The following is an 8932-nucleotide window of genomic DNA, read 5'->3' as shown; positions in this document are numbered from 1 at the left end:
CTCTTCCGGCTCCAACACCACACAGTCGGCTCCCCAACCGCGAACCCAGGGTTCAATCTCGACCAGATCACCGATCAGGGCCGTCCACTCGCAGCCGTCGCGCGTCAGACGAATCTCCTGCGACGGATGCCAGCGCGTCTCACGCACCCGCTTCACGACCTGGCTGCTGAAGTGCAGACGCACCCTGACCGGTTCCTCATCGCCGTACATCACGCCCCAAGCCCGTTGTAGCAAGTCCTCAGCCTTAAAGGAAGGGTCAGGAATAAACGACTCACTGGTTAGCTCGGCGTAGCGGATGCGTTCCAGCTTCAAAGTGCGCAAGGCCTGCACAGTGTGACTGTAGCCGAGCGCATAGATGGTCCGCCCGATAGCCGATGGCTCCAGCAGATAGGGATCGAAAAGCGTCTCAAAACGGCTCTTGCGCGGCGGCTCGTAGATCAAGCGGACGCGCCGGTGCTGGACCCAGCCACAGGCCAGCGCGAGAAAAATCGCCGAAAAATCCTCCCTTTCGCTATCCTCCGTAAAGAGCAGGGCTGCAATCGTCCCCTGCTGCTCGCGTATGGGGGAGGGCAGGGCCTCTAGCAACTTGTGCAAGGCCATCGTCAGATGCCAGTTACGCTCATCGCGCGTCTGGGCCAGGAGGCGGCCAGCCAGATAGAGGCCCACCGCCTCGGGATAGCTCAGGGAGAGCTGCAACCTAGGGATGACCGCCCCTTCTGGCAAAAACCAGTAGAGGCCCTCTTTTGTGAGAGGCAGCAGGCCGGTCACCTGCAGCTCATTCAGGTACTTGTTCGCCGTATCCTCATTGATGCCCAGCCGCTCAGCGATCTCGCGGGTACGCCAACGCCGCTGCGCCTGACTCTCGAACAGGTGAATGATCGTCTGCAGGCGGTGGACCCGCTTCATGGTCTCGATATTCAAGGCGGCATCTCCTTTCCCTTGGTGCTCTTGCTTGTGCGCTGGGAGAGCAGTCGGCCTGCTGCTCTGGGGAGCAGTATAGCCAAGCGATTCCGCTAAATCGTCGGAATCCCGCACTCTTCTCTCAGACAGGCCCCCTTGCCTTAGCTTTCTACTCTCCTGTTCCCCTCCCCCTTCACTCACACCACGTCGTTGCAAAAGCGTCGGAACTCGCACAGCGGGCAGCGCCGCTGCTGAGCCGTAGGCCCTGGCAGGCGCTCTGTCTGCAGGCTCTGACGGATAGCCGCCACTGTTGTCTCAACACGGCGGCGCAGTGCGCGTGTCAGCGGCACCGGTTCGGCCTGGCGCAGAGGGAGGCTATATAAGAACGCTCCCCTGATAGGGAGACCCAGCTCTTCCTCGACCATCAGGGCATAGGCAGCTAGCTGGAGCATAAAGTGGGCCTGGCTCTGGCGCTCCGAATCCTTATACTCGACAATGGTCGCCTCGCGCAGCGGGGCAGCCAGCGATGGTGACACAATCAACAGATCAACACGCCCCTTGAGACCCAGCCGTCTGGAGATCAGCGGCTGATGAAAGAGCCGCTCACCTTCAGCGAGGCCGTAGCGGCGCAGGCTGCGGCGGACCTCGTGGAGCGGAGCCTCTGCGCGATGACTCTCCTTGCCGGCCTGCATAGCCAAGGTCAGGGGGCGGATGGTTGGCCAGGTATAGCGATAGTAAATCAGGCGAGGACAGCAGGCATACTGTTTCAGATCGGTCACATCCAGCCACCACGTTTCTATCTCTTCCTCAATAAGATGCAGAATCCTCTCCTCCATCACTTGCCTCCTTCTGCACTCGTTGTGACTCGTCTTCCACTGGCATCGGCTCAGCGCGGATAATCACCCGGCGGCTGGCCCAGGCCCGTTCATCAAGAGCAAAGAGCTGAATATTCGCCCCGTGCCGTCCCAGGCGCTGGCGCATCTTGAGAAACAGCTCACGTTGCTGGCTGGGAGATAGCTCCCCGATAAAAGCGCTCTGCTGCAGACGCTCCAGGCCATAGTCGAGGCAGGCATCGGCGATCTTCGCGCGCGTGCCATCGTGAGAAATGTCGTAAATGACCAGTGTGCGCATGAAAGAAGCACCCCTTCTCTTCTCCACTGACTACCAACCGGCGACAAAGGGCGTATAGGTCTCGCGATCGCCGCGCAAAAAGGAGGCCAAATGACGGGCCTGCTGCTGTAGAATGAAGCGAAGAGCCTGGCGCTTCCCTTCATACAGCTCGCTGCTCCCGCTCAGGCGCTCCAATACCTTCTCAGCCACCTTACGACGCGTCTCTGCAGTCAGCAACCCCTCGCTATCCTGCTCCAGCGGCACGCGCCGATTCAGCAAACCGACCAGCGTTCGATCAACGGTACACTGACGGAATTCCTCGATCAAATCAAGAACCAGGCTAGGCTTGCCAGGGCGGTCGGCGTGAAGAAAGCCCGCGTAGGGATCAAGGCCTGCCAAGAGGATGGCCTGTTCAACTTGAGCATAAAGCACGCCGTAGCCGTAGTTGAGGAGGGCATTGAAAAGATCAGTGGCTCCCCGTGTCTGACGTCCGGGCCAATCGATCTGCTCAGGCAGAACATACCTGATGCCCGCCCAGTAGTGCTGAGCGGCCCGGCCTTCCAGTGAGAGCAAAGAGGGGCGCAACTCTTCAACTCCCTGTCTCTTGATGGTAAGTCCGTCCATTTCCCCAAGCAGATCCTGGATGGCTTGCGCTGACTGGTGCAGTTTCTGGCAGAGCTGAGGCTGCTCATCTTTGCGGCTCCGCATGAAGTAGCGCAGCAGATGAATCTGATTCGCCAGTTTGCCGCGGGTGAATGCCAGGGCAAGCTCGCAGCCCTTAGCGGAACTGAAAGCCAGCAGTTGCGCGCGCCTGGTGAGCACAGTACCTGTCAGCCCGGCGGCGTAGAGCGAGGCTCTCACCATGCCATTTTTCTCTAGGAAATGGAGCGCGATCCCTTCCTCGCTGCAGAGCTTCACCACATCGCTGGAGATCCCAACGCCTGTATCGATAACAAGAATTTGATTGAGATGGATCAGAGGTACTTCCTCCACGACCTGCGAACCCCGGACCAGGCGAATTCTTCCCTGATGTTTACTAATAAAAATGCCTTTCCCTTCCACAATCAGATTCATAGTTTCCCTATCCGTCAAACGATAGCCATTGGCATTTTTATCAGAATAATCTGGTGATTATACTGCAGCCACCAGGCCGAAACAGCCTGAGCAGCTGCGCGCTCATGTCTACAAGAGTAGCGAGAGGATTCCGCTAAAGCATCGGAATCATCGGAGGTACTCTAAAAGAGGAGAGAAAGAAGAGGAAGGGTACTGGCACCTCTTGCCAGCACTCTTCCTCTCTCTACTAGCTCTGGCAGCACTAGGGTCTGGAGCCTGAGCTAATGAACTGATACCAGCGAGGAAGCTAACTGATCCGCGCTCACCGCCTGAGTGCCTGGCGAGCGACCGGGGCGAACAGCGGGAAAGTCATCGGCCTGCCCACAGCTCAAAGCCGATCAGCAGGCTCCTCGTCTGGCTCCTCCAGCCAGGAGCCAGGCCCTCCCTCGCTGGAGTTTGCCGCCAGGCGGATGCTCAGCTCTTGCGCCTCAACCTGCTCTTGCAGTGTCACCAGCAGGCGGCCCTGCTCCTGGTCATAGGACCACTTGACCTGACCGGCAGAAGCGCCGTTTCCGGTGCGTTGCTCGACACTCCGCGGAAGGCGCTCAAGGGCACGCAGCTCCAACAGGATGCGCTGGCGCGGCGGGACAAAGCTGCCCTCGCGAGCGCTGAGGAACACGCGAATCTCATCGCCTTCGACCTCGCAAATGATGCGCCGGCGAGCGTATTCCCCTTGCAGGTAGCCATAGCCATCGCCAGCATCCTCGTAGAGACTGCTTTCGCCACTCCCTTCGGCTGGGTAGAGCAGCAGCGTCAACGGATCAGGCGCTCGCTCTCCCACATAGTTCATCTCGGGCCAAAGTGGCACGGCCGTATTCGCCCGCACGTAGAGCGCCGGCTGCCCGAGCGGGGCATAGGCTATCACATGGGTCGGACCGCTGAGGCGCTGGCCGCTCCAGAAGTGAAACCAGGTGCCGGCGGGCAAATAGACATGACGGTGACTGACAGCCGGACGAGTGACAGGCGCCACCAGCAGAGCAGGGCCACAAAGCGCCTCATCATCATAGGCCCAGGCGGCGGGATCTGCCGGCGCCATCCAGAAGAGAGGGCGCAGCAGTGGTGCACCAGTGCGATGGCATTCCTCGAACAGCGTATACAAGTAGGGGAGCAGGCGCTGCCGTAGCTTGAGCATCGCGCGACAGACCGACTCGTATGGTTCCCCAAAAACCCACGGCTCTTGACGGCGCGTCTGCTTCTCGGAGTGGTTGCGGCAAAAGGCCTGAAAGATCCCGAACTCTGTCCAGCGGGCCAGCAGCTCGCCGCTGCAATCGCCGTAGAAGCCGCCGATATCGCTGCCGCACCAACTCACGCCGGAGAGGCCCAGATTGAGCAACTGCGGCACGCTCTGCGCCAGATCCTCCCATGTCGATGCATTATCGCCGGTCCAAATCAAGGCATGGCGCTGAATGCCAGCGTAGCCGGCGCGCGAAATCACAAACGGGCGCTTGTCCGGGCGCAGGCGCTGCAGACCCTCGCGTGTTGCCTGCACCAGGAGCGAGCCATAGGCATTGTGGATCTCAACATGCAAGCGTGGAGTTCCGCCGCCAGGGTGGATCGTCTCGGGAGGCAGCGTCCCATGCACCGGAATAAAGACAGCCGGCTCATTCATATCGGTCCAGATGCCGGCTACCCCGGCATCGAGCAGCGGACGATGCTGTTCGCCCCACCAGGCGCGCACCTCTGGGTTTGTCACGTCGGGAAAGACACAGAGGCCCGGCCAGACCGCATTCTGATAGTCATGGTAGTCCGGAGTCTTACAATAGCAATCGCGCCGCTTCCCATCGGCATAGACCGCGTAGCTCTCATCGACCTTGATGCCCGCATCAACAATGCTCACCACATGGAAGCCTTGAGCGCGCAGCTCGGAGAAGAGGCCAGCGGGATCGGGAAAGCGCTCCTGATCCCAGGTGAAGACGCGGTAGCCGTCGAGCGCATCGATATCCAGATAGAGCGTATCGCAAGGAATATCGCGAGCCCGGAAGGTCGCTGCCACCTCGCGCAACTCTGCGGCGGAAGCATAGCTAAAGCGACTCTGTCCATGGCCGAGGGACCAGAGAGGCGGCAGAGGAGTGCGTCCCGTCAGGGCGGTATAGCGCTCCAGCACAGCCTGTGGAGTCGGGCCGCAAAACACATAATAGATCAAATCGCCGGTGCTGGTCCCAAACCAGGAGCGGCCCGGGTGCTCGTGGGCCAGATCGAAGGCCACGCGACCCGCATTATCCACGAACAGCCCCCAGGCCAGACCATTGGCCAGCACCAACGTAAAAGGGATAGAGACATAGAGATTGTTCTGGAAAACGCTGCGTCCCGGCGGCGGGTCCGTATTCCAGAAGAGCTGATAGCTCCCTGTCTTATCGAGACCGCCGAAGCGCTCACCGCAGCCAAAGTAGTGCTCCTCGGGCAGATGCTGCTTATAGACACGTAGCGGCAGACCCAGCGTCCCCGTCACATTGGCCAAGGCCACAGGTGTATCCCCGCTGGGCTGCTCAAACCAGCCCATGCCCAGCTCAGGATCATCAGCGGCGAAGACCCGCCCATGCCGGTCAGTAAAACTGATACGCAGAGGATCAAGAGAGAGGTGCGCCGTCACGAGCGTTGTGGCCATGCTCACCCGCCCCGCTTCCGGTTCGCTGATGGTCACTGGGTCGACCTGCCACTCCTGTTCCACCACAGCCGGCGACTCGTAGCGCCGGGGACGGCCATGCAGAAAAAGACCGACGCGGAAAAGGTCAGGCGCGAGTGCTGTCACCTCGACAGTGGCCGGGCCACTACGCAAGCAGATGCTGGTAGCGTCCCGCTGGCAGAGCTGTGCTCGACCCAGGGCCTGATAGCCGTCCGGCCAGACAGCGGCTAGGTGAGCATTGGTGGCTACTGGCTGTACCCTCTCCATGAACATAGGTTCCTTTCCACTCTGATTGGTTCCATAAAAAAAACTTTATCGCTGATCTTCGCTTCGGTTCATCCCAGAACAAGCGTTGAAAGCCGTTGAACCGAAGGAGAGAACAGGAAACTGATAGAAGCCAGGTCCCCGAAGGCGGAGCAGGCGCTCTCGCAGCCCTGGATACTGGCCACCGTCAGCCCACTGGCCGTCACATTGCTCGCCGAACCAGTAATCTGGCTCACCTTGTTCGAAAAGGCGAACTCAGCGCCATTGATATTCACCCCGTTCATGTTCACTGTACTGATGGAGTTATCGCCATCGAACGAGATCGCCATATACTGGCTGTTATCGATCGCCACACTGAAGACCGTAAACGTCGCACTGATAGCGCCGCTATCGGCCCAGAACATCAGCGTGCCAAACCTGCTGGATACCTTGATCACCGATGCCTGCTGTCTGCTGGATCGTATCATTGCTCACGGTCGTTGTCCCGACGAAAGGGGCGGTAGCATTGCCCAAGTCCTCGTAATCGATCATAATGCCGCCACCGCGATACTGCGAGCCGGTCACCAGGTTGTTGGTCACGCTATTGCCATTGCCACTGGGCAGCCAGACCGTCTTACCCTGGGCCGAGGCATCATTGACAGCCTGCTGAGTGGCAGTGGTGGCATCCACCCTGCCCGTCGGATCGGCATTGTAAGGTGGGGCAGTCACCAAGAGCGAGCCGGCGGGCTGCGTCAAAGTAAACTGCACATATTGACCGCCAGTCAACAGTGCTGCCTGACGATCGACGGCGTCGGAGGCCAGGCTGCCGAGGGTAAAATCGGGTCCCCGCATACTTCCAGTGGTAGCAGCCTGCTGAATCTTCCTCTCCACATATGGGAGCGTTGCCCCGGAGCCGCCGGTCACGGCGACGCTGCTGGCCCGGGCCGTCCCCGTCAAACGCGGCAACGTCAGCACCAGGCTCAGGCTGCCCAACACCAGCGCCAGAGGAGTCGGCAGCAGCACCATTCGGCGACACTTGCCGCAGTTGAGCAGCGTGCGGACTTGCTGCTTTGCATCCGGCATCAGATACCTTCTTTCTTGTGAACAGTCTCTTTCCCTCAGGAGCTGGAGAGAGCACAGACTTGCCCTTCATGAGGGGCAGGCAAGCAGAGCAAACACGCTCTCCCTACTCCTTGATCATCCCTGCCGTTCTAACCCTTCAGCCCGGTCAAATTAACGCCACGAATGATCTGGCGCTGGAAGAGCAGGAAAAGCACAATGGGGGGAATGCTGGCAAAGACCAGGCCGGCCATCAAATAGCTAAAAGGCAGATTCGCATTCAGGCTCGACTCATGGTAAAGAGCCACCAGCAGCGGCTGCAGGTTGCTGTTCGAAAGCACCAGCAGCGGCCAGAGGAAATCTTTCCAAGAAGCGATCACCGTAAAGATCGTAATCACGGCCAGGGCTGGGCGCGAGAGCGGGAGCACAATACGCGTAAAGACCTGCCAACTACTGGCCCCATCCAGACGGGCGGCATCGATCAACTCGCTGGGGATCGTATCGAAGAAGCTCTTGAGCACCAGAATATTGAAGGCATTGGCCGCCTCCGGTAACCAGACCCCAGCCCATGTATTGATCAGCGACACATGGATCAGCGGCAGGTTGCTGATATTGACGAATTGGGGGATGAGATAGACGACCGAAGGCACCATCAAGGTTGCGAAGAAAGCAAACTGGATCACAGACCTGCCCCACAGGCGCAGTCTCGAGAGGGCATAGGCTGCCGTAGCCGAGACCAGCAATTGCAGCACCACCGCTCCAGCGGCCAAAATGAGCGAATTTCCCAGATAGAGCGGCAACTGCAGAATACGCCAGGCATTACTATAATTGCTCCACTGAGGATGAGCTGGCCAGAATGTCGGCGGCGTCTGAAAGATCTCGACATTCGATTTCAGGGCCCCGCTCACCATCCAATAGAGCGGGCCAAAGGTGGTCGCAGTAGCTAACAGCAGCAGCAAGAAGATCACCCAGTAGAGCACGCGCACCAATGGACGCCGGAGCATCAAGGGCGAGATCAGCGTCCGCTCGCTACTAGCTGCCATATCCACGGAAGAGCGGCGCTCGGCAAAGCGTAGGCGCCAGGCTAACCAGCGCCGTCCCGCGACCGCTGGCGGCTCCTGCTCATCTAGCCTGCGCAGCGTTTCAAAGCCGTCCATCTCCATAGTTAGTCTCCTTGTAGCAGGCGGCTGGTCATCCGCATATACACGAGAGCAAAGGCGGCCAACACCAGGAACAGCATTACGCTCAGAGCGCTCGCCTCACCAAAGTCTGCGTTCTGGAAAGCATAGGTATAGATCAGCAGCAGGACGCTCAGCGTGGCATGCTGGGGGCCGCCGCCAGTGATGGTGAACGGCTCGATAAAGACCTGCATAGTCGCGATAATCTGCAACACCAGCATCAGCAACATCATGGGGCGAATGCAGGGCAAGGTCACATGCCAGAGGCGGCGCCAGAAGCCAGCCCCATCGATCTCCGCTGCTTCGTAGAGCGAGGCCGGCACCCCTTGGAGGGCGGCCAGATAGACCAGCATCGTTGAGCCGGCGGCGCTCCAGGTAGCCACTACCACCAGACAAGGCAAAGCTGTCTGCGGATCTTCCAGCCAGAGCCGGCCTGGCAGATGGACCAGGCTCAGCAGAGCATTCAGCAAGCCCGAGTCGGGATCATACATCCAGCGCCAGAGAAAGACCGTGACGATCGGCGGCAGCATCACCGGCAAATAGAAAGCCAGACGAAAATAGCCCTTGCCGTGACGCATCTCGTTGATCGCTAGCGCCAGCACCAGAGGCACTACATAACCAAAGAGCAGAGCATAGCCGGTAAACGCCAGAGTGTTGCGCCAGGCGACAGCAAAGAGAGGATCAGCCAGCACCCGGCGATAATTAG

Annotated in this window: 8 protein-coding genes and 1 pseudogene; all 9 read right to left on the bottom strand. The window is 59.5% G+C overall.

Translation table 11 applies throughout. The features are described 5' to 3' along the window. On the bottom strand, positions 1-921 hold a 921-nt coding region (locus tag IRZ24_RS12525; RefSeq protein ID WP_297164741.1), incomplete at its 3' end, for a WYL domain-containing protein. A gap of 176 nt (positions 922-1097) precedes the next feature. Beyond that, the gene (gene cas4, locus IRZ24_RS12520; protein ID WP_297164739.1) at positions 1098-1736 is read right to left on the bottom strand and encodes a CRISPR-associated protein Cas4; all 639 of its coding nucleotides are present in this window, start codon (positions 1734-1736) and stop codon (positions 1098-1100) included. A gap of 49 nt (positions 1737-1785) precedes the next feature. Next, positions 1786-2031 (bottom strand): annotated as a pseudogene (gene cas2, locus IRZ24_RS12515) (CRISPR-associated endonuclease Cas2); the annotation flags it as partial. Positions 2032-2061: 30 nt separating this feature from the next. Then, positions 2062-3084, bottom strand: coding sequence for a CRISPR-associated endonuclease Cas1 (gene cas1, locus IRZ24_RS12510; protein ID WP_297164736.1), 1023 nt, complete (start codon positions 3082-3084; stop codon positions 2062-2064). Positions 3085-3451: 367 nt separating this feature from the next. Then, positions 3452-6013 carry a glycoside hydrolase family 31 protein gene (locus tag IRZ24_RS12505; protein ID WP_297164734.1) on the bottom strand — a complete coding sequence of 854 codons (2562 nt, stop codon included), beginning with the start codon at positions 6011-6013 and terminating at the stop codon, positions 3452-3454. Positions 6014-6081: 68 nt separating this feature from the next. Continuing rightward, complete coding sequence (locus IRZ24_RS12500; RefSeq protein ID WP_297164733.1) at positions 6082-6414, bottom strand: hypothetical protein; 333 nt, start codon at positions 6412-6414, stop codon at positions 6082-6084. After that, positions 6398-7072, bottom strand: a complete 675-nt coding sequence (locus IRZ24_RS12495; RefSeq protein ID WP_297164731.1) for a hypothetical protein — start codon at positions 7070-7072, stop codon at positions 6398-6400. The genes IRZ24_RS12500 and IRZ24_RS12495 overlap by 17 nt, the downstream gene beginning before the upstream one ends. Positions 7073-7200: 128 nt before the next feature. After that, entirely contained in the window at positions 7201-8211 is a 1011-nt protein-coding gene (locus IRZ24_RS12490) for a carbohydrate ABC transporter permease (RefSeq protein WP_297164729.1), read from the bottom strand. 2 nt (positions 8212-8213) lie between these two features. After that, on the bottom strand, positions 8214-8932 hold a 719-nt coding region (locus IRZ24_RS12485; RefSeq protein WP_297164727.1), incomplete at its 5' end, for a sugar ABC transporter permease.

The organism is Thermogemmatispora sp. (genome assembly GCF_019683755.1).
Taxonomy (GTDB): domain Bacteria; phylum Chloroflexota; class Ktedonobacteria; order Ktedonobacterales; family Ktedonobacteraceae; genus Thermogemmatispora.
Note: the sequence above shows the minus strand (reverse complement) of the source record. Positions and strands in the feature narration are given on the sequence as shown.

What these genes read in the sequence shown, in the direction of transcription:
- IRZ24_RS12490 (WP_297164729.1), bottom strand. Translation starts at nt 8,211, where the DNA reads ATGGAGATGGACGGCTTTGAAACGCTGCGCAGGCTAGATGAGCAGGAG.
- IRZ24_RS12505 (WP_297164734.1), bottom strand. Translation starts at nt 6,013, where the DNA reads ATGGAGAGGGTACAGCCAGTAGCCACCAATGCTCACCTAGCCGCTGTC.
- IRZ24_RS12495 (WP_297164731.1), bottom strand. Translation starts at nt 7,072, where the DNA reads ATGCCGGATGCAAAGCAGCAAGTCCGCACGCTGCTCAACTGCGGCAAG.
- IRZ24_RS12500 (WP_297164733.1), bottom strand. Translation starts at nt 6,414, where the DNA reads ATGTTCTGGGCCGATAGCGGCGCTATCAGTGCGACGTTTACGGTCTTC.
- cas1 (WP_297164736.1), bottom strand. Translation starts at nt 3,084, where the DNA reads ATGAATCTGATTGTGGAAGGGAAAGGCATTTTTATTAGTAAACATCAG.
- cas4 (WP_297164739.1), bottom strand. Translation starts at nt 1,736, where the DNA reads ATGGAGGAGAGGATTCTGCATCTTATTGAGGAAGAGATAGAAACGTGG.